This is a genomic window from candidate division WOR-3 bacterium, assembly GCA_026418155.1.
In the GTDB taxonomy this organism is placed as follows: Bacteria; Hydrothermota; Tepidihabitantia; order Tepidihabitantales; family CAIPLT01; genus JAOABV01.
Map to the genome: position 1 here is coordinate 1 of JAOABV010000022.1, position 24998 is coordinate 24998.

Below are 24998 nucleotides of genomic sequence, written 5' to 3' on the forward strand. Positions count from 1 at the left end.
TGCCGGCACAGGAGTAAAATTACCATTGTTATTATCAAAATTGACCAGATAAATCTCAACCGGTAATGAAAATTGGAAAGTGTCCGAATAAAAGCCATAATTAACCGCAACTCGGAATTGAACCATTGTGCCAGGCGTAATTAAGGTGTCAGAGCAGACAGTAAAAGGATTAGTCGCATTATTAGCAGAATTATTTGGTAAAATTGTGCCAAAACTACCTTGGTTATCAAGAATGGTAATATTCGGTGCTGAAGTGAGTAAAGTAGCAGTAACATTCTCCGCATTAGCACCACCAACATTTTTGAGTGTAACGACAATATCAACTGTTTCGCCACGATTAAATATGCCATTATTATTACCACCAACAACCGCAACACTCTGATAGTTAATAACTGGTGCATAGACTCTAATTGACTTGTAAGAACGGAAAGTGCTGTCATTATTGTCTTTGAACATAATGGTAAAGTTGATTGGATAATTATTCGGACAATTTCGGCTTATACGGAATTGATAAACTGGATTTGAGAACACAGAATCATTAATAGCAATATTGCCATACCAAGCAGAATCAACCAATCTCGTAACAAAAGAGTCATTAACAATCAATTTGCCGTAAACATTATAGGCAGATACTACACCGATATTTTTTGCCCAAACACCATAATTAATGAGTTCGCCGGGATTTGCTTGACCATTAGCATTAGAATCGTTCATAACTGTTGAACCGGCAACAACAAAAGGACCATTTGGCACAATTACTGGAATTGAATCAAAATAAGTTGCTTTATTATAAGCGGAAACCGTGATATTAAGATAACCGACATCAAGCACGGGCTGGCTAAAGGTAATCTGCGCATTACCTGAGGCATCAGTATAAGCCGAACCGTAAAGCAAAGTATCCTTGAAAATACCAATTAAGGCATTGGGCACACCGGGAACTGAAATATTGATATTATTGGAACCAAGCAGAAAAACAGTAGGATGATTAACTGCCATCGGTTGCGGTGGCAAAGTGCGGACTGTCACAGAAGCATCTCCGAAAATATGCCAAGTCTGGAATTCTTTCACACCATCCATTGCTGGTAAATATGCCGCAATCATATGACAAGAACCATTAAACATAATACCGCCTATTGTATGATTGCGGTCTTGAACTAATAAAGAACAAGCAGCAGATTGTGCGACAGTCGGTGGAACCCAGGCTTGGGAGATACTACTTCCATAAAATGCAATTGCACCAGTTGGTGCTGACGGTGTTCCGGCTCTTAGCCAGGCTTCACCAAAACAAGTGCCATTGTCAAACTCGCCATTATAGCACGCTACAGAAATAATATAGGGTAATTTATTCGTGTTAGTCAATGCAAAAACATTACTATTAGAAAAACCAGTCGAACCCCAAGAAGTTGTACTACCATGACCAATGTAATTGACAATCGAACGGCCTTCGTTAATTCCTGATGAAACCATAGCAATCGTTCCGTATGGGTCATAGATTCGGTCAACTGAAATGTAATTATATCCTAAAAGCATTGCTCTTAACCAATTACAACGAGTAGAATCAGCATAAGGAGTGCCGCCAGTTTGATTTGAAGCAACTCCCATTCCTTTTCTTTCCCAATTACCACCTGTAACTAATGTTCGTTCATAAGTTATTGTCCGATTGACTTGATTGTCCACATCTGCTGTAGAGTTAGCCGAGAAGCGAGAGATAAAAGCATCCGGATAATAATCATTACCTTCAAGATATGTGTAGACTGGGTCAGAAATATCCGTTACGGAAATACCAACAGTTGGAGCTGGTGGAACATCACCCGCATCGCCGACAATTAAAACCCATACTAAACCACCAGCATTATATTCATTCTGAAGATAAGTTTTTATTGCTTGATAGCCTGAACCAGTTTCTTGGGGATATCGCACCAATTTTGTTGGAATACCTTTCATTCGTTTCCATCGGGCAAAGGGCAACATATTATTATAATATTGATTCGCCGTAATAATCACCATTCGGCCCGCGCGTTCTAAGACTGAATCATAACGGGTTGATGAGAAGTTCAAAAAGAAACTTTCATATATTTCTTGAAACTCACGCGCAATTTTAATTAAGTTTTGGTTTCGGATTTTGGGATTCTTACCTTGACTTTTAGTTTTGTAGACCTCGATTGTTATATTATGACATACTCTTAGTTCATTTCGTTGTGGATTGTATTGGAAGGGATTAAAGTGAATTGTTAATCCCCGATAATCTCTAATAATGAATGGCTCGGATATATTAATTGAATACTCAGGAAACCATTTGTCTTCGGAATAAAAAGGACTGAATTCATAAGGCACTAAATCAGGATTAATATCACGAGTCAGGTTACCTTTAGATGGCAAAATGGGATTAACGTGAAATGTTTCATAATCAGCATCAATAATCCGATAATCATATTCACCGAAATCATCAATAATAATATTACGATACAATCTTGGTAATTCTGGATAGCCTTTGTCTAAATAAGTAATGGCACCGGGTAAATTGACTCGATTATAAACTTTACCATCAAGCCAAATTTGTTCCAAACTATAATCAGGAAGATTAAATACAATAGTCGTTGAGAACTTGTCGTCTTGTAAGACTTTGGCAGTAGGAACAAAACTACTAAAAAACATTGCACAAGTAATTAATAAATACATTGTGCCTCCTATATTATACATATACTATCATTAGGGATACAACAAGTTTTTCTTTGGTATCTCAATGATATAATATGCCCATATAGATGGGTATGACTTAAAAATACAATCAACAAATATAATTTTACTACAAAATTAAACTATTGTCAATTATTTTGATGGGAAACATAAAAATACAATCAATATATAAAACAATAAAAATCCAAACCAAACATATATAAATATAAAATAAATATAAAAAAATGAAGAAATCTTGGTGTTTTCGGATATGTTAAGGGATAGTATATTATTGAATGGACACAAAGAGATTGACTTTTTATTATGTATTATTACAATGAGTTAGCAGTTATGATAGTAATAAAAATTAGTATTTTTTCAATTTTGTATTTTGATTAAAATTGCGAATGATTATGGATGTAACGCTCAAGAAAATTCTGCCTTTAGTGACAAAACCAATTCGTTATACTGGTGGTGAGTATAATCTTTATATTAAAAATCCAGAAAATCAGCCAATATATTTTGGCTTAATTATGCCCGAAGTCTATGAAATTGGGATGTCTAACTATGGATTGAAGATTCTCTATTCAATTCTTAATCGGCAAAAGAATGTTATTGCTGAACGAACATACGCACCTTGGCTTGACTTTGGTGAAAAACTAAAAGAGCATAATGTGCCGTTATATTCCTTAGAATCAAAACGACCGTTAAAGAAATTTGATATTCTCGGTTTCTCATTACAAAGCGAATTATCCTATACTAATGTCTTGTATATCTTAGATTTATCCGGCATTCCTCTTTTAGCAAAAGACCGCAATGAAAAAGACCCGTTGATTATTGCGGGTGGTCCTTGTTGTGTTAATCCATTACCGATACAAGACTTCTTCGACTGTTTTGTCATTGGCGATGGTGAAGAAGTTATTCTGGAAATAGTCGATGTTTATGAAAATTGGAATCGGAGGCATCGAGCCGATTTATTAAAAATGCTATCTCAAATTGAAGGTATTTATGTTCCGTTAATAAATAATCGAAACAAGATAATCAAACGACGGGTAATTTCCTCGTTAAAAGAAGAGGATTTTCCTTATCCGCCCATAGTTCCGATTTGTGAGATTGTTCATGACCGATTGACCATTGAAATTGCCCGTGGATGTTCGCGTGGATGTCGATTCTGTCAAGCCGGTATTATTAATCGTCCAGTTCGCCGGCGAATGATTCCTGAAATTCTGAGACTGGCTGAAAGAGGTATGCGTTCTACAGGTTGGGAAGAAGTTTCATTACTTTCTCTTTCCGCCTCAGATTATCCTGACTTAGAAGAATTGGTTACCCAATTATGCCGTCAGACTGTAAAGAGAAAAGTCGCAATTTCACTACCTTCAATGCGTGGTGAAGACCTAAACGAACAATTGCTGAAGAGCATTTTAGCAATTAAAAAAACTGGCTTAACTTTTGCCCCTGAAACCTGTAATGCGAGACTACAGTCTTTGATTAATAAAGACATTGCTCAAGAAAATATATTCCACTCTATCGCTTTAGCGTCATCTGCTGGCTGGAGAAGTATTAAATTATATTTTATGATTGGTTTACCTGGCGAAGACTTTACTGATTTAGATGCGATTGCACTGTTAGTCAATACTGCAGCCAAGATTGCCAAACACTCTATGATTAAACTAAGTATTAATCAATTTATACCTAAACCCCATACGCCTCTTCAATGGACTGAATTTGAAAAGCCAAAATCTATCAAAGAAAAAATTGCGTATTTGCGACAGCAACTAAAACATCGAAGAAACATCATCCCTAAATGGGAAAATGTTGATGTTTCTTATATTCAAGCCATATTAGCCAGAGGCGATGAAAAACTGAATCCTGTTGTGCTTGAAGTATATAAAAATAATGGTGTTTTCCAAGATTGGACAGAAAAGTTTAATGTTGAGGTCTGGCAAAAGAGTTTCGAACAGCATCAAATAGATGTAAGCAATTATTTAAGGGCAAAGCAATTGGCTGAACCTCTTCCTTGGGATTTTATTGATGTCGGTATTGAAAAAACATTTTTAAAAAATGAATATCTCAAAGCACTTAACTACGAAAAGACACCTGATTGCCGGATAGAATGCCAGCAGTGCGGAATTAAAAATTGTGATATGGCAAAAATATCATGTTCATCAAATTTAAATAAAGAAAAAAAGACCGCAATACAGGTCAATATATATTCTAACCCAGAAAAAACATTCAAACAAAATGATACGGGTCATAGCGATACTATTGAAAACCAACAAAAGTCAGTTACTACTAACTGGCAATTGCCACGATTAGAACATAATGATTTCATGTCATATCCAACTCGTAATGGTGAACTAAATTTGAATGTCAAGGTTCGATTTAAATACACAGTCGGCGAATCGTTTCGATTTGCTGGACATCTTGATATCGTTCGAGCTATATACCGGGCACTACGCCGGTCTGAACTACCAATTGCATTCTCCAAAGGATATTCTCCTCATCCTTTAGTCTCATTTGGACCACCCCTGCCGGTTGGAGTTATTTCTCATAGTGAATATTTCGATATCGAAATGACACGTTATTATAGCGGAAATATTGTTCGTGACTTAGGTATCTTCTTTCCTAAGGACATCAGAATCGTTGATGCCCGTCTCATTAGTCGCCGAACCCCATCTTTAGGCAAATCTTGTAATCTCATTCATTATATGATAACCGATATACCCTGGGATTTTGATATTGAAATGTTAGAGAATCGAAAAGCAACTATCAATGGAATCGAAAACATTTTAATAAGTCCACCTAAAAGCCTACAACTATTTATAAGCATCGGTCCTAAGATTAAGTTGTATTCAATTCTCCAAGAGCTTTTTTTACAGGACGAAACAAAAGTTAGACAATTAAATGTTATCCGTCAAGAAATTTATATGGTCAAAAATGGAAAAAGATTTACACCTATGGAAATTACCGAAAATTTTTAGCAAATATGTTTGAAATGCGAAAATATCTTTGTCTCGCTTCAAAATGTAATTATCTTTCTTTATGTAATTACCTTTCTTTAGATATAAATTGTAGAAATGTTTAAGCATATTCAATCATCAAAGATGTCAATGATACCAGATAATACGGCATTTGTAAAAATGTTTAAGCATATACAATCATCAAAGATGTCAATGATGCCAGATAATACGGCATTTGTAGAAATAAAGGAAAAATATGAAGGTAAAAAAAGAGATTGTCCTTGCCAGTAGTGATTCTGAGATTCGAATCGCAATCTTAGAAGATTCTCAATTAGTCGAGTTTTTTATTGAACATGATACGAAAAGTGCTTTGGTTGGTAGAATTTATAAAGGAATTGTAGAAAATGTCGTAAAAGGATTACGTGGTGCTTTTGTCAATTTAGGATTAAAAAAGAACGGTTTTTTACCTTTGGCTGATATCCCTGAATTAGAAGTATTCGATGAATCAAAACTTGAAATCGAACCGGAAGACAAAAAACCGCTAAGTCAAGAATTATCAATAAGTCCAGGACAGGAAATTCTCTGTCAGGTGACAAAGGAGCCCTTAGGCGAAAAAGGAGTTCGAGTTACTTCGTACATATCTTTAGCCGGTAGAAATTTAGTTTTTTTCCCTTCGGTATCGCGCATCGGTGTCTCCCGTCGTATCCGGGACCGAAAAACCCGAGCCCGTCTACGAAATCTGGCTAAGCAGATTAAAAAGCGCGATGTCGGTCTAATTATTCGCACCTCAGCTGAGAATGCAACTGATGACGAAATAAGAAATGAATACCGAGCCTTAGAAATCAAATGGGCAGAAATTGAAGCACGCGCTAATAGAGAAAAAGCTCCGGCGCTTTTATATGACGAGTCTGATATTATTACCCAAATTGTTCGCGATTTATTTACCCATGATGTCGAATCACTAATCGTTGATTCAGAAGAAAAATATCAAGAAATTATCGAGGCATTAAAAATAATGGCACCAAGTCTAATTCCTCGTGTCTCATTATACCGAGGAGAAGCTCCCATCTTTGAACATTATGGTATTGAAACACAATTAAATCGTGCATTAGAACGCCGGATTTGGTTAAAAAGCGGTGGTTTTATTACCATTGACCAAACTGAAGCATTAGTTGCAATTGATGTCAATACAGGCAGGTTTGCTCATGAAGAAGACCCTGAACGATTAATATTACAAACAAACTTAGAAGCAGCATCAGAAATCGCTCGTCAAATTCGTTTGCGAGACCTATCAGGTTTGATTATTATCGATTTTATTGATATGAAAGAACCGAAAAATATGGATATTGTTGTGCGCGAACTAAAAATGTGTTTAGAAAACGACCGCGCTAAAGCAGATTTTGCTAAAGTTAGTCGTTTTGGAATTTTAGAAATGACTCGAGAACGCATTCGACCAAGTCTTCTACATACCTTATGCGAAATCTGTCCCGTATGTAAAGGATTAGGAAGAGTCTTATCGCGAACTGAAATTGCAATGAAAATTGAACGGACTTTGTATGCAAAAAGCAAACAACTAATCGGCCAAAAGGTTAAGATAATGGTCGCTCCATCGAATTATGAATTTTTGCTTTCGGAACGCGAAGAGCAATTAGCCGAAATCGCTAAAAAATATAAACTGGCATTAGAAATTAAACCCGACAATCAAATACCAATTACTGACTTTAAGATTTATATTGGGACTTAACGAAACATTTGCAATTAAGAATAAATAAAAAAGTCTTTCGCATATTTTCTACTTTAAGATGGTAAATCTAAATGACATAAAACTATAATCCTTATGATTAAATGTATTTTTCTAACCGATGCTCTTAAAAGCAAAGAAAACTATCCTCCGAAAAATGTTACTGTTGTGAAACTTCGTATACTCAAAAAATCATATTATTCATTTTTATATTTGATAATTGTATTTTTACTATTTGGTTTTTCATTTATGGTTTTGCCTAATGTAGGTTTAGCCTATAATTCATTAACCATTACCACTAATTGGACTTTATCTTTTTATAAAAAAATTATTTCACCTTTACAAGGACAGCATATTTGTAATTTTTCTCCTACTTGTTCACAATTCTTTAAAGCCAGTGTCAATAAATATGGTTTTTTAATTGGTTCTATTATGGGTGTTGACCGGTTATTAAGGTGCAATCCTTCTGCTTGGAGTTATCTTGACCGATATTATTACGGAATTCATAACGACCGAATTTATGACCCACCCGAAAATCATTATTTTAAGACATCAAACTACAAATATCAAATATCGAAGTCTAATTGGGAAAATTTATATCCACATCGTCGTCCTCAGATATCATACAATTTACCGCATTCTGATGCTATCACTGCGAAACTACTAAAGGATTTAGATTTTGCCGATTTTCTTTTTGACAACCAAGATTATCTGCGGGCAATCGGTGAATATAAACGAATACTTTTTTATTTAACACCGACTGATGACAACTTAAAACTTAAACAATATATCCAATTAAAAACAGCAGAATCATATCTAAAACTAAAAGACTACAACCGTGCCTTGTTTTATTTTAGTCAACAGGAAAATCCATACTTTTATTTTGGTCAAGCCCGAGTATATTTTGAACAAGGTGATTACAAAAAGACAAGAGCTAGGTTACATCTCTTAGAAAATACTCAACTGGATAAAGAAAGAATAATTCTTGCAGGCTATTCATATTATAAAGAACGAAATTTTAAGACGGGAGCACAATTTTTTGAAGAAAATAAAGTCAAGGATACTACAAATACTATATTTATTGAGTTAGCAAAATACAACGGTTCAAATATAAAACATCGCAATCAAGCAGTATCAATTTTAATGTCTTCAGTTATCCCGGGTTTAGGTCAAATTTATTGCGGACGATTTGGCGACGGTTTGTATTCGTTTATAACTGTCATTGGTTCTGGTTTGATTGCCCATCATTATTATCGCAACGATGATTCCCGAATAAAGTTCAGCATCTTTACCTTTCTGACTGCGTATTTTTGGGCAGGAAATGTCTATGGTGCCTTAATTTCAGCACGAGATTATAATGAATTGCAAATTAGAAATTATCAAACTCAGATTGACAATGTTATAAGTAGTTTTGATTTTACTCAGAATTACCAATATTTAATTAGGGATAAATCAAATAAAAATTAATAAAGTAATGTATTTTTATCTTTGGCGATTGGTAATCGCTGGTATGACCCTTGTCAACTATTTTCGCCACCGACATCTCTTTACTGATACTAATTTAATGCACGAGTTACTAATATTTAAATAGTGTATGGATAATCTTGACGAGTTAAAAGACGATTATATTTTTATTTCTCGAAATACATCATGTTTCTCTTATTTTACTCGTAAGAAACTACCTTCACTTAAAGCCAAAATTGATTACTTTCGAGTTATTACTAAAAAAACAAAGACAAAACCCAAATTATCTTTTTGATTAGAACTTGTAATCAAGTATATAGTTCTGTGCGGACTTACCGACCTTGGTGATACAAAATCAATTATTAACTATCGGAATAATTTCTATCGACTCTAAATAAAATGTTTTCCCTTCTATTAGTCCTTATAAGTGCTTCGCAATCTAACCTGAATCAATTATCAGTAGATAATACTTCCAATCTACAAAAAGTTAATTTTAATACAACAACACTATATAAACCTATTGAATCTAATATTATCTCACCTTCATTATCATTAGCCGAATCTCTTTATAATCAAAATGATTATTTCAATGCAATTACTGAATTTGAACGCTACTTGTTTTATAACCCAGATGCATCTAACAAGCAAGAAATAAAATACAAATTAGCACTTTCGTATTTTTATTGTCAGGAAACATTAAAAACTGAACGAATACTACAAGAATTATCTTCAGAAGAAGGTCGGATATCTCAACAAGCCCAATGGTATTTGGTTCAGATGTATCTTAATACCAAAAAACACTTTAAGGCAAAGTTGGAGCTGAATGATTTATTAATAAGAGATAACAATCAAAACAAAGCCGAAATTTATCGTGCATTGGGTTATATTGCCTTACAAGAGCAAGACCCCAAAACTGCTTTAGAATATTTTATGCTCGCTCAAGATAGTTGGCTAATAAATAAAACTAATAACCTCATAAGGTTACCAAAGAAAAATATCTCTTTAGCACAACTACTCTCAACTCTTGTTCCGGGTAGTGGTGAAATGTATTGTGGCCGATACGTATGGGGGATTTTATCATTTCTGGTTAATTCGGTCACAATCTATGGAACAATCTATAGTTTTAAGCATAAACAATATCTGGATGCCAGTTTAATCTTCTCAATCTTTTTCACAAGATTTTACAATGGTTCTCGAAATAACGCCCGAGATTTTGCTATCGAATTTAATACAAAAATATATCAAAAAGCATTAAGAGAAATAGAGAAAGTCTTTGAGTTAGATAAGATATCGAAATATTAATTATTAACTTTACCAGATTTATTTTCAAATGACCTTAATTAATTTTAGCAAACATATATGCTAAATTTAAGATTAAATCAATAGGTAATATTCGAATTTATCTATTTCTTTAGCGAAAATAAAATTTACATAGTAAACCGATAATTTTTTATTTCAACCTATTTCAATTAGGATAAAACTATTTATAAATAGATTTATGTATTATTAAACTAAGAATAAAAATCTGTTGATAGTAGTTCTGAATTAAAACTTTGTTTTGGTAAAACAAACTAAAAAATACAACTTCTTCGACTTTACGATACGATGTCTGCGGTCTGTTTTATATGTAACCAGTCAAAACTAATAACACAACTCAACACATTCAAATTTTTATTTTTTTCGGTGTGCATATTAATCTTTCTTGCCTCTTTGATTATGTAATATATTTCGCCTATCTGAAATACTGCCCTGTAATCTACATACTTATACAAATTCTATTAATAATTAGTCAAGCAATGTCTAGATATAATCTAATCCACACAATCCCTAAAATAATTTAAATTTTCACAAGATTTTTGCTATCAAAAAGTTATCTATATAACAATTATCCCCCAAAAATCGATAAAAAGTAAATTTCTATTATTTTATTTTCGGTAATTAAAATAACAATCTAAAAACCAACTACCTTTTATCTATATATGAGTATAAGTTATCAGTAACAATGAATTTTACTACAACCTGTTTGATGGATATGTATAATCTCAATCGTGACGTTTGTTTATTTATCCCAGAGTGGAACTATCTTAAATCTATTCACATCAATCAATCCTTTATCTGTAAGTTTTAATTCAGGAATAACCGGTAAAGCCAGAAAGGATAATGTAATAAAAGGATTATCAATCTTAACTCCCCATAATTTTCCTATTCTAATAAGTTCCTTTAATTTATTACTAACTATTTCTGCTGGTTCATTGGACATTAATCCGGCAATGGGCAAGGGAAGTGAAGCTTTAATCTTTTCTTTATCTACTGCCACAAACCCTCCACCAAGTTTTATTAAAGATTTAATCGCATAATAAATATCATCATCATTTGTGCCAACTGCGATAATGTTATGTGAATCATGAGAAACGGATGATGCCAATGCACCTTTTTTGAGTCCAAAGCCACTAACAAACCCAACTCCAATATTGCCTGTTTTTTTATGGCGTTCGCAGACAACTAATTTTAAAATATCTCGTTCAAAATCCGGAACAACTTCCTTTTTTATAATCTTAGGATTGGTTAACCACATTTCTGTAATAATTTGATTAGGGATAATTTTTATTACTTTTATTTTGCCATCTTGTGCTTTAACCTTAAGTGCTGATTTTGTAAAAGGTCTCACTTTCATTGTATGGAAGACGCGCCGGTCTTGATAATCGGGAATTTTAACCATTAGTTGCATATTCTGAACGATAATCTTACCATTTTTTACAACCATTTTGACATTAAAATCATTTAAGTCATCAACAACGGTAATATCGGCTAATTTCCCTGGAGCAATTGCACCGCGATTATACAAACGAAAGTACTCGGCTGGATTTAGTGTCACCATTTGAATTGCAGTAATAGGGTCTATTCCTAACTTAACTATTTTTCTCAAAACTGCATTAAGGTGCCCTTCAGATAATAATTCATCGGGATGTTTATCATCGCTCACCAGCATTAAACGTCGGGCATTGCGCAAATTAATTAATGGATAGAGCGAAGAAAGATTTTTTGCTGCTGAACCTTCGCGAATCATAATATACATCCCAGACCGCAGTTTCTCTTGGGCTTCTTTAACATCAGTAGATTCATGGTCAGATACTATACCTGCACTTAAATACGCCTGAAGTAGTCTACCAGTTAACTTAGGACAATGACCATCAATTATTTTTTCAAATTGTTTAGCCACCACTATCTTTTCGATAACATCAGGAAATGCATAAACTACTCCAGGGAAATTCATCATTTCGGCCAAACCTAAAATTCTCTCTTTTTTCAAATAAACATTTATCTCTTGCGCCGATATTAAACCACCAGCAGTTTCCATAATGGTTGATGGAACACAAGATGGCATCGTCAAAAAGATATCCAAGGGAAAATCTTTACTGGCATTCAAAATATAATCAATTCCTTTAGTTCCTAAAACGTTTGTTATCTCATGAGGATCGGCGACAATTGTTGTCGTACCAGAAATAAGTAAGAGCCGGGCAAATTCTGACAAACTCAAAAGCGAACTCTCAATATGAAGATGCGCATCAATAAATCCTGGTAAGGCGTATAGACCAGAAATATCAATGATATGGTCTGCTTTTATATAATCATTACCGATGCCGCAGATGACCTTATTATCAATTAATATATTGGTATCAAGAACTTCCCCGGAAAATACATTAACGACCCTAGCATTTCTTAAAAGCAATGATCCTTTAATACGACCAGAGGCAATATCAATTCTTCTCTTTATTATCTTTGGAAGTATCTTTTTCGGCTTAATGTTTGGCAGAACCATTTTTTTTATTATCAAATTCTACATAAGCAATATATGGCAGATTACGGTACAATTCTTGATAATCAATACCATAACCGACAACAAATTTATTAGGAACTTTGAATCCCAAATAATCAATTTTTACTTTTATTTTATGCCGAGCTGGTTTATCCAATAATGAGCAGATTTTAATGCTTCGCGGCTTTTTTAAGGCAAGATAATCCGTAATATATTTTAGAGTAAGACCTGTATCGACAATATCTTCGACTAATATTATATCGCGATTTTCAATGGCACATTTCAGATCCGTTACGATTTTCACAACACCAGAACTTTCGGTAGCATAACCGTAACTTGAAACTTGTAGAAAATCACAGTTTACAGGTATAGTAATATTTCGGACTAAATCTGCCATAAAGACCCAAGCACCTTTTAGCACACCAACTAAAAGCGGAGTCGTGTTTTTATAGTCCTTAGAAATTTGTCTGGCTATTTTTTCGACTTTTTGGTTTAGTCTGGTTTCAGAAATTAAAGGAATTATTCTTACCATTTAGAATTGCATTTGCATTTAATCTCTATAAGATTAAGGACAGACACTTAAAAGATTAAACACTGATTAATGAAGATAAAATCGGGGCGACTGGATTTGAACCAGCGACCTCTTGGTCCCGAACCAAGCGCGCTAAACCAACTGCGCTACGCCCCGGATTTTTAAGCATTGTCTGGCACCAATGGCACAAAGGCACATTCAAAGATTCTTCTTTGTTTTACACGGCCGTTGTGTTTGACGCCAAGTACCAAGGTTTGGGTATAACCTTTTCCCAGCGGAATGACAATTCTGCCATTTTCCGCAAGTTGTTCTTGAAGTTGGCCAGGTATAAATTCAGAGGCTGCGGTTACAATTATTCGGTCAAATGGGGCAAATTCTTTCCAACCTAATGTGCCATCGCCAATTTTATATCGAATGTTTGTATAACCTAATCGCTGTAATATTTTGCGCGCATTCAATGAAAGTTCAGCAATTCGTTCAACAGAATAAACCGTTTTCGCAAGCAATGCCAAGATTGCAGTCTGATAACCTGAGCCGGTGCCAATTTCTAAAACCCGATGTGATTCGTAAATATCCAAATACTCAGTCATAGCCGCAACTATATAAGGTTGTGAGATGGTTTGGTTAAAACCGATGGGCAATGGATAGTCACCATATGCTTGATGAACTAAGCTCGAAGGCACAAAAAGATGCCGTGGCACTTTACGAAATGCATCCAATACTTTCGGATTTTTAATTCTGCGACTAATAAGTTGTTCTTGCACCATCTTGTTTCGTAAAATTGCATAATCATTATTAACTTCCATATTAATAAACTTGCGTCAGAAAAAGCATATCCAATTATAAAGCACTGTCAAGAAGGGAGTTTAAATAACTTTTATTACTTAACTTTAATATACCTTATTTTTATGTCCACTCTAAAAATTAAATATTTTTAAAGATTTTTCTGAATTAGAAGATTATTTTCTATTTGTTGCGAGTATAGATAATAGTCGCTTTTTTCTTGCCAGCAATATTACATTGAGTTGTAACATTGATTTTGTCTTGCTCTTTAACATCAATTATTTTATAAAGGGCAAATTGTGCTATTTTGTCAACTTGTCGGAAAAAGTTCTGTTTGATAACCTCTTTACCGTTAATGTCAACCATGAGCGAACTAATAAAATGATTATTCGGATTTTTGACAGAATGGTAGACTTGTATGTTTAGAATTGTGCCAGTCGAATCCCAGGTCATCTTTATACTGTCAGCCGGATGGGCAACAACACCTGATATCGCAAAAAGTATTATAATTAGAAATATAACCGGTGATTTCATACTACCTCCCCAATAAAATATTTGCTAAACATAATTCTATTTATTATTAATTAAATTAATAAGATTAAATCACAAATTTTTGTCTTTTCTTTCACATATTCGGATTCGGCGAGTATTTTAACGGAGTTTCTTGTCACGATTCAATCTAAATATAACTCAGATAAATTACAAATATTGCATGAATTGAAGCAAGGATTATTGCTGCAATTGCGATTCTTATATGCCACTGTAAACCGAGTCGTATAAAGCGCCGTCCTGTCAGAATTGCTAATAACAATAGAACATAAGTTAAAACACCAGAAATAATAATTATTCTATACATTTTATTACAACTCCTGTCTAAGATTAAAAATTATATCTAACTGTCATTGGAATATTATTTCCGTTTTTTTGGTATATTCAAAAATAAATCGCGACATTTAATTATAAAGTTTTCTTAAAGTGTTAATTGATAAACCCGATAGGTTTTATAAAGTTTAGCGTCCCATAATAAAATTGGTCGTATGATGTTTAAGTTATCTTCCAGAATCCAGGATACCTCTCCCCATTTATAACCTTTTTTTCGTGCGCCTAAGAATGTTTCGTAATAGAGTAAAGCATCAATACCAATATTACGGAATTTATCTTTGACTCCCAATGCCCATAACCTGGCTGATGTAATTTTATTACGATATTTTAGAAATTTAAAGATACCAAATGGAAATAATCGTCCATTAAGTCTTTTTAATACTTGATTGTAATCTGGTAAGCCGATACTCATTCCTGCTGGTTCATTGTTAATTTCTACAATGGGAACGATTTCTGGCACGACAATTGATTTTAGTTTTTTAGCCAAATAGTCAATCTCTTGTTCGGTCATTGGCGCAAAATCCCAATTATTACTCCAGGCATTGTTATAGATTTCTTTAATTTTTACTAAATCCTCTTTTAAGTTTTTTAAATTTACCGGTCTAACTTTTATATCCTTGCGATTTTTAATTGATTCCACAACCCGAACTAATTTTTCTGGAGGGTCTTTATCAACATCAATTAAATAAGCATATAAATCTTTTATCTTACGAAACCCAAATTTTTCAATTAAATCTAAATAGTATTGGGGATTGTATGACATTTTAATCATTGGTGGAGATTCAAAACCCGAAATTAAAAATCCGGCTTCATCGTTGAGCGAAGGATTTGTCGGTCCATAAATTTCTGACATCATTTTATCTTGGTGATATTTAATTACTTGATAAAACAATGCCTCAACTACTGAATTATCGTTTACACATTCAAAAAATCCGAAAAATCCGACATTTTTATTATGATATTTGCAGTAATTATAATCAATAATTGCCGCAACTCGACCAACAGTTTTACCATTAGATTGAGCAATATACAATTCGCAATCAGCGTGGCAAAAGAAAGGATTACGCCTCTTATCCAAAGTTTCTTTAACATCAGCAATAAGTGGTGGTACCCAGTTAGGGTCATTCTGATAGATTTTCCAGGGTAACATCACAAATTCATTCAAATCTCGACTGGTTTCAACCTTCTTGATTCGTAAAGCCTGATCCGCCATATATATTTCGTCAAAAAGATACTATAGTTATAAGAAAGCCAAAATCATATCTTAATATCTTCATTGCCTCAATGAAATGTTTTATCTATTATGTGCAATTGTATTTATATCGGCTTACAGTAAAAACGAAAAGTCTTATATTTTTGGGCATTTATTGATAGTAACAAATTTATAAAATCAGTATGGTCTTCTTGGACATACGATACTTCACAATACTTGTATCCCTTCATTTTGGCATGAGACAACATCTGAAAAAGCAGTAGTTTTTCCATCCCTTGATTTATGTAGTCCCAATTAATTGCCATTATTGCCAAACGAATTGTATCAATCTTTTTCATTAATCGTTTAAATTTGAATATTTGCCAAGGGTATATCTCTTTACCAAATGATTTAAGAATTTGGTTAACATCAGGAATTGCTGCTGCTGTTGCAATTGGTTCTTTAGGGTTTTCAATGAAAATGTTTAATGCTGGGTCGAGAAATAATCTGATTTTCTTTACAATTCCATACATAACTTCCTTAAATACCGGAGCAAATTCGCAACCCATTTTCCATGAATCATTATAAATCTCACGCTTTTTATCTAAATCTTTTGATAATTTCCGTAAATCAAAATTACGAATGGTCAAATTAGACGACTTCTTAAGGTTTTCACAAGTTTTGGTAAACTCAACAGGTAAATCAGTGGTTAAATCAATTAAAAAAGCATAATAGTCTTTTGATTTCTTAAATCCATATTGCTCAAAATACTCAACATAATATTTAGGATTATATGATGTTCGGTAGGTAGGACGAGAATCAAAATTATCAATAAGCAATCCTATTTGGTCAATCATCACCGGCATGGCTGGACCACACATTTCATTTAAGAGTTTAGATTGGAAATATTCAGCAACTTTATCCAAAAGGGCTTTGGCTACTTCATAGTCAGGTATCGTTTCAAACATACCAACTAAACCGATATTGGTATTATGATGATTTATATAATTGTAATCTATAATGCCAACAATTCTGCCTACTGGTTCATTCTTCCGACGGGCTAAAAATATCTCTCGTTCCGAATGACAATAAATCGGATTTTTCTTTGTGTCTAAACTCCATTTAGTTGTTCTGGCTCGATACGGAACCCAATTTCTATCATCTTTATATATTCTCCAAGGCAGAAGGATAAAATCTTCCCAATCTTTTTTCGTTCTTACCGGTGCTACGACTAAATCAGTATTAGTCATTAGAAACTCCCTCTAATATTTTATTTTTATTTATTTTAAATTCTTATCGGTCGAATAGTCACTCTGGGATGAATAGTTATTAGATGATTCCTGCTTTTTTACCCACTTTTTCAAAGATTGATAATGCTTCATCAAGGTCCTCGTCAGTATGGGTCGCCATATAACTTGTGCGGATTAGACTTCTTCCTGGTGGCACTGCCGGTGGAATCACCGGATTAGCAAAAATACCGCCTTCATATAAATCATGCCAAAAATTAATTGCTTTCGTATCATCTCCAATAATTAAGGGAATAACTGGAGTGCAACTTGTGCCGGTATTATATCCTAATTTCTTAAAGCCATTCAACATCTTATTAGTATTGTGCCAGAGCCGTTTACGTCGTTCAGGTTCATTTTTGATTATTTCTAAGGCAGCGAGAACAGTTGCAACTGCTGGTGGTGGAATACTCGCGGAGAAAATTAGTGAGCGGGCTTGATGTCTAATATAAGTTATGACTTTTTTATCACCGACAATAAAACCACCAATTGTAGCAAATGATTTTGAGAAAGTTCCCATTATTAAGTCGACCGAGTCTTCTAAACCAAAATGCTCAGCGGTGCCTGCTCCTCGTTTGCCTAAAACTCCAACTGAGTGGGCATCATCAACCATAACTCGGGCTTTATATTTTTTCGCAAGCCTTACGACATTAGGTAAATCAATAATATCGCCTTCCATACTGAATATACCATCTACGATTATCAACTTTCCACAATCTTTATCCAAACTACTGAGTACTCGTTCTAAATCTTTCATATCATTATGAAGAAAACGGACCGAACGGCCATATGATAATTGACAACCATCCACAATAGAAGCATGGTCAAGTTTATCAACAATTGCAACATCACCCTTACGAACTAAAGAAGAGATAACTCCTAAATTTGTTTGAAACCCAGTAGAAAAGACAATACAATCTTCTTTATGAAAAAACTCGGCTAATTTGTGCTCTAATTCCTCGTGTAAATCTAATGTGCCATTAAGAAAACGAGAACCAGTGCAACCTGTGCCATATTTTTCAATGGCTTTAATTGCGGCTTCTTTTAATTGGGGATGTGTGGTCAAGCCAAGATAATTATTCGAGCCCAGCATTATTAATTCTTTACCTTTGATAACAACCCGGCGGTCAGGTTCAGAATCTAATGCCCGAAAATAAGGATAAAATCCAGTACGCTTTGCACGCTCCACAATCGGATAGTATTTGAGACACTTATCAAATAAATCCATTGGTTCAATTTTACTTTAATATTCTCGTCTGTCAAGGATAAAATGAAGAGACCACTGAACAAATCAATTTTTGCTTATGATAATCAGAAATCACAGTATATTCTAAATCTTATGATAGTTCAGAAGCACTTTTTCCGATTTAACATATCAAGTCTAATTTACACAAAATATTATCCACTACCCTAAAATCTTTAATTGACAATCTAAATAAATTTTCTATAATACCAATATGGCGCAAAAGAAAAATCAACAATTTCGAGTTGCAAAAATTAATATTCTAAAATCCGTCGCTCGCCGACCAAAAGGTTTTTTGCGAGTAACTAAAATCCATAAAGATAAAACTATCTATTCCCGAAAAAAAGAGAAACAAATATTTAAGAAAGAAATTACTAACCTGATTACTAACGAAGATTAATTTTGATGCAACGAGCAGAAGCATATCAATTAGTAGTTTCAATGGTCACAAACAAAAATCTTATCAAGCATATGTTAGCAACTGAAGTATGTATGAAATATCTTGCGCGACATCTTTGTGAAAACGAAGAAGAATGGGGTTTAGTTGGATTACTTCACGATTTAGATTATGATGCAACAGTAAACAATCCAGAACAACACAGTCTAATCACAGCTAAGATTTTACAAGATAAAGGACTTAGCGAAGAACAGATTGAAGCAATAAAGGCGCATTGTGGTAAAGCTGGTTTACATTCCAAGATGGCAAAAGCACTCTATGCTGTAGACCCAGTCACTGGTTTAATAGTTGCATCTGCACTGATGCATCCAGAAAAGAAACTGGCTAAACTTGATAAAGAGTTTATCTTAAGACGCTATAAAGAGAAAAGTTTTGCGCGTGGTGCGAATCGAGAACAAATTGCCAGTTGTTCCGAATTAGGGCTATCCTTAGATAATTTTATTGATGTCTGTTTAAAAGCGATGACAGAAATTGCCAGTGAATTAGGTTTATAAGTAAATATGTATAAGCAGAAAAATCTCCAAAATAATTTTATTGATATCTGCTTAAAAGCAATGACAGAAATTGCCAGTGAATTAGGTTTTTAAATAAATATGTCCAAACAGAAAAAATCATCTGTAAAAACTTTTCAAGATATAATTTTTGATTTACAGAAATATTGGGCTGAACAAGGTTGTCTCATTTTTACGCCATATAATTCAGAAGTCGGCGCTGGAACTTTTAATCCTGCTACTTTTTTGAGAGTTCTGGATAAAAAGCCTTGGCGCGTCTGTTATATTGAACCATCGAAAAGACCGCGCGATGGTCGATACGCGCAAAACCCTCTAAGGGTTCAACAATTCTGGCAACTCCAAGTAATTCTCAAACCAGTTCCCGAGAATATTCAAGATATTTATTTAAAAAGCATTTCTCGTCTTGGTATTTCGCTTAAGGATAACGATATTAGATTTATTGAAGACGATTGGGAATCTCCGACCCTTGGTGCTTGGGGACTGGGATGGCAAGTAGAACTCAATGGTATTGAAATAACTCAATTTACCTATTTTCAACAAATGGGTGGTTTAGATTTAGAGATGATACCTGTTGAGTTAACTTATGGCTTAGAAAGAATTGCAATGTTTATTCAAAAGCGAAATTCGATTTTCGATATTCAGTGGAACCAAGATTACACCTGGGGTGATATTTATCGACAAAATGAAATTGAATTTTCTAAATATAATTTTGAATTGGCTGATGTTAAATTTCATTTATCGCTTTTTGAAAAATATGAAGAAGAAGCCGATAGACTCTTAGAACAAGGATTAGTTTATCCCGGCTACGATTGTGTTATTAAATGCTCACATATTTTCAATATTTTAGAAGCAAGAGGCGCAATATCAGTATCAGAACGAACCAATTATATTGCTCGAGTGAGGAAATTAGCCCGAAAGTCTGCTTTAACTTATATCAAAACTATTGAAAATACTCAACAACAATAACTGCGCTGAATATTAGGAAACCCTGCACAACTTATTGTTCATATAAAGATATTAAAATCACTTAATCTTCATTCTAAGACACATCTTATATTCAGTGCTACTCACCAATTATATTAGAAAATTCTGAAAAAGTGTCGCTGAACTTACGAAAGATTGACAATATTCTATGATTCCTGTGTAGTTGACTAAAAATTGATTTATTCAGAGGCTTTACAACCAAAGTTCTACCAAAGTCAATTTTATTATCGGAAGTATCGAAATTATTGAATACTTCTTGTAATTTTTTGAATCTTCTCCAATACAGACGCATGTCGCGAGGTGTCACAAGTTTTTTTTCAGAGGTCTTATATCTTACAACTTGACACTATAACATTATTTCATTATCTTATTCAACTATGAAAAACACACTATATTATTATACTTCAGAGTCAGTTACTGAAGGTCATCCAGATAAAATCTGTGACCAGATTTCTGATGCAGTTTTAGATGATGTTTTAAGACAAGACCAAAATGGTCGAGTTGCTTGTGAAGTATTTGTTTCAGTCGGATTAGTGATTGTGGGCGGAGAGATAACCACAACCGCATATGTTGATTTACCCATCTTAGTTCGAAAGTTATTATATGATATTGGTTATACAAGCACTAAGTATGGATTAAGTGCGGAAAATTGTGCGATTATCAATATCATTGGAAGACAGTCCCCGGATATTGCGCAAGGTGTTGATGTTGGCGGTGCTGGTGACCAAGGTTTAATGATTGGTTACGCCTGTCGTGAAACAAAAGAATTAATGCCTTTACCAATTATGCTGGCGCACAAATTATGTCAAAGACTGGCTTATGTGCGCAAGAACAAGATATTAGATTACCTTGGTCCTGATGGTAAGTCCCAAGTTACTGTTGAATATGAAGATGGTAAACCGAAAAGAGTTACCAGTGTTGTAATTGCGGCACAGCATACTGAAGATATTTTAGACCGAACCGGTAAAAAAATTACCCAAAAAGCCCGAGAAGAAATTATCGAAACAATTATAAAGTCTGTAATTCCTAAAACCCTTTTAGATAATAACACGAAATATTATGTCAATGAGACCGGTAAATTTGTTATTGGCGGTCCGCAATCAGACACAGGTATGACCGGTCGAAAGGTGATTGTTGATACTTATGGAGGAATGGCGCGACATGGTGGTGGCGCTTTTTCGGGCAAAGACCCAACTAAAGTTGACCGCACGGCTTCTTATTTTGCACGGTATGTTGCAAAAAATTGTGTTGCGGCTGGTGTCTGCGATAAGATGGAATTAAGTCTTGCCTATGTTATTGGCAGACCTGACCCAATTCATATTGGGGTCAATACCTTTGGCACAGGTAAAATTCCTGACCAAGAACTGTTGAAAATTATCCAAGAGATTTTTGATTTCACACCAATAGGTATGATAAAAAAACTTAACTTACGCCGTCCGATATATCTTCCCACAGCTTGCTATGGCCATTTTGGTAGAGAAGAAGAAAACTTCACTTGGGAAAAACTGGATAGTGTTAACATTATCAAAAAGGCATCGTATAAAAAATTATGATGTAGCGAGGAGTTTATGGATTTTGATATAAAAGATATTAAATTAGCACCCCAAGGTAAATTACGCATTGAATGGGCAAATCGATTTATGCCCGTTTTAAACTTAATCCGAAATCGCTTTGAAAAAGAAAAACCACTGAAAGGTATCAAAGTCTCTGGTTGTCTTCATATCACTTCAGAAACGGCAAATTTAGCAATTACGCTCAAAGCCGGCGGAGCTCAAGTTCGATTATGTGCTTCTAATCCCCTGTCCACCCAAGATGAAGTCTCTGCCAGTATTGTTAAAGATTATCAAATTCCGGTATTTGCAATCAAAGGCGAAAACCGAAAATTATACTATCAACACATTGAGCAAGCATTAGACCATAAACCTGATATCACCATTGACGACGGAGCCGATTTAGTTTCAACCTTACATACCAAGAAAAAAGAATATCTTAAAAATGTTCTTGGTGGCACTGAAGAGACAACCACTGGAGTTATCAGATTAAAGAGTATGGAAAGAGATAACGCCTTAAAATATCCCATCATTGCTGTTAATGACTCTCAAACTAAATTCTTATTCGATAACCGATATGGCACGGGTCAATCGACATTAGACGGCATTTTAAGAGCAACTAATTTTCTTTTTGCTGGTTCAACTGTAGTTGTCTGTGGTTATGGTTGGTGTGGTAAAGGCGTTGCTAGTAAAGCCCAAGGTCTGGGAGCCAATGTTATCGTCTGTGAAGTTAATCCCATTAAGGCACTGGAAGCCAAAATGGATGGGTTTTTAGTAATGAGATTGATTGATGCCTGCTCTTTGGGCGATGTATTTGTCACGGTCACCGGTTGCGAAGATGTCATAAACAAAAAACATTTTTTAACAATGAAAGACGGAGCAATCATCTGCAACTCAGGCCATTTTGATGTTGAAATAAATAAAAAAGACCTTGCTCAAGTAACTGTGAGAAAAAAATTAATTCGGCCTTTTTGTGAAGAATATGAACTTAAAAACCACAAAAAGATTTATCTTTTAGCCGAAGGTAGGTTAGTCAACTTAGCATCGGCTGAAGGACATCCGGCAATGGTAATGGATATGTCATTTGCCAATCAGGCATTATCTGTAGAATACCTTGTCAAAAAAGGATTTACTTTAGAAAATAGAGTATATAAACTTCCAGAAGAACTTGACCAAGAAATTGCCTATCTCAAATTAAAATCAATGAATATTGCAATAGATAAATTAACTTCTAAACAGAAAAAATATATCTCATCCTGGCAGTTCGGAACTTAAAGTAAAAAAACAAAGATAAGTAAAATAGAATTTACTAATTAAAAATAATTTTTAGACGCAATGATTGACCCACTTGGTAGTCCAATGGGAAACCCTATCCATAATTTCACCCATAGTCTATTTAGTTATCAGAACCCTAATTGAGTTAACCGTCTAATTCACAATTGGTTAAACTATATTGAGTACTGTCCGATAGGTATGCCCCCAGGCAAGCCAGGGGGCATACCGGTGGGCAGCCTAGGGGGTAGCCGGTAGGATAGCGGATTAGACTAAGCACACCGCTTGAAATTATCTTTTGAAAATTAAATTAAAAGGGGTGGTCAATTTGACCACCCCTTAGTTTGGTTATCCAGCAGAATGTTTCTGCCAGATAAATTTTAGTTTATTGGACTACAACCTTTGTTTGGAGACGATTAGTAGCATTCTCATATCTTAAGAAGTAGATGCCTTTTGATAGGGATTTGGTGGAAAGTTCGGCTGTGTAGATTCCAGCATTCTCATAACCATCTTTTAGAGTTAAGACTGCTCTGCCGTTAATGTCATAGAGTTTTATGCTAACTTTACCGGAAATTGGCACCGCATAACGAACTGTTGTCCGATTGGCAAATGGATTAGGAGCAACACTAATCGATGCTGGAGTTATCGTGGTCTTGTTTTCGGACATTGTTGCAATTGTTGTTTGAACTGGTGTCGATACTTTTGGTGTCGTATTCGGAATAACGAACCAGAGACGATTATTGTTAATCGCATCCAGTAAGTTGCTATAGAAATGTTGATTAGTTTGAGTAACCCAGGCGTTAATCGCATTATTGATAATATCACCGATTAGCCAGCCTTCTCCAGGTTGATAAACCATATTGCCATTGTCGACCCAGACAACATCGGTTAAATCCAGGCAGAAGTATTTTTCGCTTAAGAGAGTTGCTAATAATTGTGCTGCAAGCATATATCCAGGATTACTGGCATTCGCATTTCTCAAATAACCATTAACTTGATTTTTGAAATTCGTTAAGTTAACTGTATCAAACGGCGTTGAACCACGGGGCTGTTTGGGATAGGCCGTCCAGGTGGCATAAGGTGGTAAAGTGACAAGATATTTTGCATCATTAAGTGTAAGAAGCGCTTGTCCATTTTTATTGCCCCAGAAGCCGATTGTTCTTGCACAATTACGCTTTATCATCTTCTGATAGTTAGCAGTTACGGTCTTGCTCATATCCATTATCACACCTGTTGATTCTGCCCATGGGTTAATAATCTCACTCATATCATCAGTTGTCCAACCTGCAAAGAACCAGAAGTAAGGTGAACTATCTACTGGATTCGTAGTCTTAATTGGTGCTGTATCGCCTTCCATATAGTATCCTTCCCAAACCGGAGTAGTTAAATTAAGCGGATTAGTTATAAGTGTTAAATAATATAAAGTAGCCTCGGTCCACTCCGCATATTCTGTAATCGGACCATTCATTGTCACTTGTGCTGGATTATCTGTTCCCGTATAAGAACCTGTGCCTGTGCCCGTCCAACCAATCCAAGTATAACCAGGTGCGGACGCTGAAATCGTAAGCACGGTTCCAGCATCATACCAATGGGTTCCAATTGCTGGGTTGGTCGTGCCATAATTCGCTCTGTCTCTTATACACATCT

19 protein-coding genes and 1 tRNA gene are annotated in these 24998 nt (G+C 34.6%); 9 read left to right on the forward strand and 11 right to left on the reverse strand.

Annotated elements, in window-relative coordinates:
- A partial coding sequence (locus N2201_04020) for a C25 family cysteine peptidase (GenBank protein ID MCX7785379.1) occupies positions 1–2679 on the reverse strand: 2679 nt, incomplete at its 3' end.
- A 410-nt stretch (positions 2680–3089) separates the two neighbouring features.
- Between N2201_04020 and N2201_04025 the strand changes: the two genes are divergently transcribed.
- The 4 genes from N2201_04025 (at position 3090) to N2201_04040 (ending at position 10143) form a co-directional block, all read left to right on the forward strand.
- Positions 3090–5657 carry a TIGR03960 family B12-binding radical SAM protein gene (locus tag N2201_04025; protein MCX7785380.1) on the forward strand — a complete coding sequence of 856 codons (2568 nt, stop codon included), beginning with the start codon at positions 3090–3092 and terminating at the stop codon, positions 5655–5657.
- A 235-nt stretch (positions 5658–5892) separates the two neighbouring features.
- A complete protein-coding gene (locus N2201_04030; GenBank protein MCX7785381.1) occupies positions 5893–7380 on the forward strand; it encodes an Rne/Rng family ribonuclease in 1488 nt (495 codons plus the stop codon).
- Between the two features lie 93 nt (positions 7381–7473).
- The gene (yidD, locus tag N2201_04035; GenBank protein MCX7785382.1) at positions 7474–8844 is read left to right on the forward strand and encodes a membrane protein insertion efficiency factor YidD; all 1371 of its coding nucleotides are present in this window, start codon (positions 7474–7476) and stop codon (positions 8842–8844) included.
- A 396-nt stretch (positions 8845–9240) separates the two neighbouring features.
- Positions 9241–10143, forward strand: a complete 903-nt coding sequence (locus N2201_04040; protein ID MCX7785383.1) for a hypothetical protein — start codon at positions 9241–9243, stop codon at positions 10141–10143.
- 757 nt (positions 10144–10900) lie between these two features.
- On the opposite strand, the gene ade is transcribed toward N2201_04040, so the two are convergent.
- From ade to N2201_04085, 9 genes are all read right to left on the reverse strand, one after another.
- Positions 10901–12661 (reverse strand): adenine deaminase, encoded by a 1761-nt coding sequence (ade, locus tag N2201_04045; GenBank protein ID MCX7785384.1) that lies wholly within the window; start codon positions 12659–12661, stop codon positions 10901–10903.
- Positions 12642–13190 (reverse strand): hypoxanthine phosphoribosyltransferase, encoded by a 549-nt coding sequence (gene hpt, locus N2201_04050; protein ID MCX7785385.1) that lies wholly within the window; start codon positions 13188–13190, stop codon positions 12642–12644. Before hpt ends, ade begins: the two co-directional genes overlap by 20 nt.
- An 81-nt stretch (positions 13191–13271) precedes the next feature.
- Positions 13272–13346 (reverse strand) — tRNA-Pro (locus N2201_04055).
- A gap of 5 nt (positions 13347–13351) precedes the next feature.
- Positions 13352–13996, reverse strand: a complete 645-nt coding sequence (locus tag N2201_04060; protein ID MCX7785386.1) for a protein-L-isoaspartate(D-aspartate) O-methyltransferase — start codon at positions 13994–13996, stop codon at positions 13352–13354.
- Between the two features lie 160 nt (positions 13997–14156).
- Positions 14157–14507 (reverse strand): hypothetical protein, encoded by a 351-nt coding sequence (locus N2201_04065; protein ID MCX7785387.1) that lies wholly within the window; start codon positions 14505–14507, stop codon positions 14157–14159.
- Between the two features lie 145 nt (positions 14508–14652).
- Positions 14653–14829 (reverse strand): hypothetical protein, encoded by a 177-nt coding sequence (locus N2201_04070; protein ID MCX7785388.1) that lies wholly within the window; start codon positions 14827–14829, stop codon positions 14653–14655.
- A gap of 114 nt (positions 14830–14943) precedes the next feature.
- Positions 14944–16068, reverse strand: a complete 1125-nt coding sequence (locus N2201_04075; GenBank protein ID MCX7785389.1) for a hypothetical protein — start codon at positions 16066–16068, stop codon at positions 14944–14946.
- A 104-nt stretch (positions 16069–16172) separates the two neighbouring features.
- Positions 16173–17297, reverse strand: coding sequence for a hypothetical protein (locus N2201_04080; GenBank protein MCX7785390.1), 1125 nt, complete (start codon positions 17295–17297; stop codon positions 16173–16175).
- A 79-nt stretch (positions 17298–17376) separates the two neighbouring features.
- Positions 17377–18561, reverse strand: coding sequence for a pyridoxal phosphate-dependent aminotransferase family protein (locus tag N2201_04085; protein ID MCX7785391.1), 1185 nt, complete (start codon positions 18559–18561; stop codon positions 17377–17379).
- A 229-nt stretch (positions 18562–18790) separates the two neighbouring features.
- Between N2201_04085 and N2201_04090 the strand changes: the two genes are divergently transcribed.
- The 5 genes from N2201_04090 to ahcY all read left to right on the forward strand — a co-directional run bounded on the left by N2201_04090 (position 18791) and on the right by ahcY (position 23354).
- Positions 18791–18976 (forward strand): hypothetical protein, encoded by a 186-nt coding sequence (locus N2201_04090; GenBank protein MCX7785392.1) that lies wholly within the window; start codon positions 18791–18793, stop codon positions 18974–18976.
- 5 nt (positions 18977–18981) lie between these two features.
- Entirely contained in the window at positions 18982–19527 is a 546-nt protein-coding gene (locus tag N2201_04095) for an HDIG domain-containing protein (protein MCX7785393.1), read from the forward strand.
- A gap of 99 nt (positions 19528–19626) precedes the next feature.
- The gene (locus tag N2201_04100; GenBank protein ID MCX7785394.1) at positions 19627–20511 is read left to right on the forward strand and encodes a glycine--tRNA ligase subunit alpha; all 885 of its coding nucleotides are present in this window, start codon (positions 19627–19629) and stop codon (positions 20509–20511) included.
- A gap of 395 nt (positions 20512–20906) precedes the next feature.
- Positions 20907–22082 (forward strand): methionine adenosyltransferase, encoded by a 1176-nt coding sequence (gene metK / locus N2201_04105; protein MCX7785395.1) that lies wholly within the window; start codon positions 20907–20909, stop codon positions 22080–22082.
- Between the two features lie 15 nt (positions 22083–22097).
- Entirely contained in the window at positions 22098–23354 is a 1257-nt protein-coding gene (gene ahcY / locus N2201_04110) for an adenosylhomocysteinase (GenBank protein ID MCX7785396.1), read from the forward strand.
- 382 nt (positions 23355–23736) lie between these two features.
- Here ahcY and N2201_04115 read toward each other — a convergent pair.
- On the reverse strand, positions 23737–24998 hold a 1262-nt coding region (locus N2201_04115), incomplete at its 5' end, for a T9SS type A sorting domain-containing protein (GenBank protein ID MCX7785397.1).

Bases quoted from the DNA above. Each gene is read 5' to 3' on its own strand.
- N2201_04065 (MCX7785387.1), bottom strand. From the start codon at position 14,507: ATGAAATCACCGGTTATATTTCTAATTATAATACTTTTTGCGATATCA.
- N2201_04060 (MCX7785386.1), bottom strand. From the start codon at position 13,996: ATGGAAGTTAATAATGATTATGCAATTTTACGAAACAAGATGGTGCAA.
- N2201_04030 (MCX7785381.1), top strand. From the start codon at position 5,893: ATGAAGGTAAAAAAAGAGATTGTCCTTGCCAGTAGTGATTCTGAGATT.
- N2201_04080 (MCX7785390.1), bottom strand. From the start codon at position 17,297: ATGACTAATACTGATTTAGTCGTAGCACCGGTAAGAACGAAAAAAGAT.
- metK (MCX7785395.1), top strand. From the start codon at position 20,907: ATGAAAAACACACTATATTATTATACTTCAGAGTCAGTTACTGAAGGT.
- hpt (MCX7785385.1), bottom strand. From the start codon at position 13,190: ATGGTAAGAATAATTCCTTTAATTTCTGAAACCAGACTAAACCAAAAA.
- N2201_04025 (MCX7785380.1), top strand. From the start codon at position 3,090: ATGGATGTAACGCTCAAGAAAATTCTGCCTTTAGTGACAAAACCAATT.
- N2201_04095 (MCX7785393.1), top strand. From the start codon at position 18,982: ATGCAACGAGCAGAAGCATATCAATTAGTAGTTTCAATGGTCACAAAC.
- ade (MCX7785384.1), bottom strand. From the start codon at position 12,661: ATGGTTCTGCCAAACATTAAGCCGAAAAAGATACTTCCAAAGATAATA.
- N2201_04100 (MCX7785394.1), top strand. From the start codon at position 19,627: ATGTCCAAACAGAAAAAATCATCTGTAAAAACTTTTCAAGATATAATT.
- N2201_04040 (MCX7785383.1), top strand. From the start codon at position 9,241: ATGTTTTCCCTTCTATTAGTCCTTATAAGTGCTTCGCAATCTAACCTG.
- ahcY (MCX7785396.1), top strand. From the start codon at position 22,098: ATGGATTTTGATATAAAAGATATTAAATTAGCACCCCAAGGTAAATTA.
- N2201_04075 (MCX7785389.1), bottom strand. From the start codon at position 16,068: ATGGCGGATCAGGCTTTACGAATCAAGAAGGTTGAAACCAGTCGAGAT.
- N2201_04090 (MCX7785392.1), top strand. From the start codon at position 18,791: ATGGCGCAAAAGAAAAATCAACAATTTCGAGTTGCAAAAATTAATATT.
- N2201_04085 (MCX7785391.1), bottom strand. From the start codon at position 18,561: ATGGATTTATTTGATAAGTGTCTCAAATACTATCCGATTGTGGAGCGT.
- yidD (MCX7785382.1), top strand. From the start codon at position 7,474: ATGATTAAATGTATTTTTCTAACCGATGCTCTTAAAAGCAAAGAAAAC.
- N2201_04070 (MCX7785388.1), bottom strand. From the start codon at position 14,829: ATGTATAGAATAATTATTATTTCTGGTGTTTTAACTTATGTTCTATTG.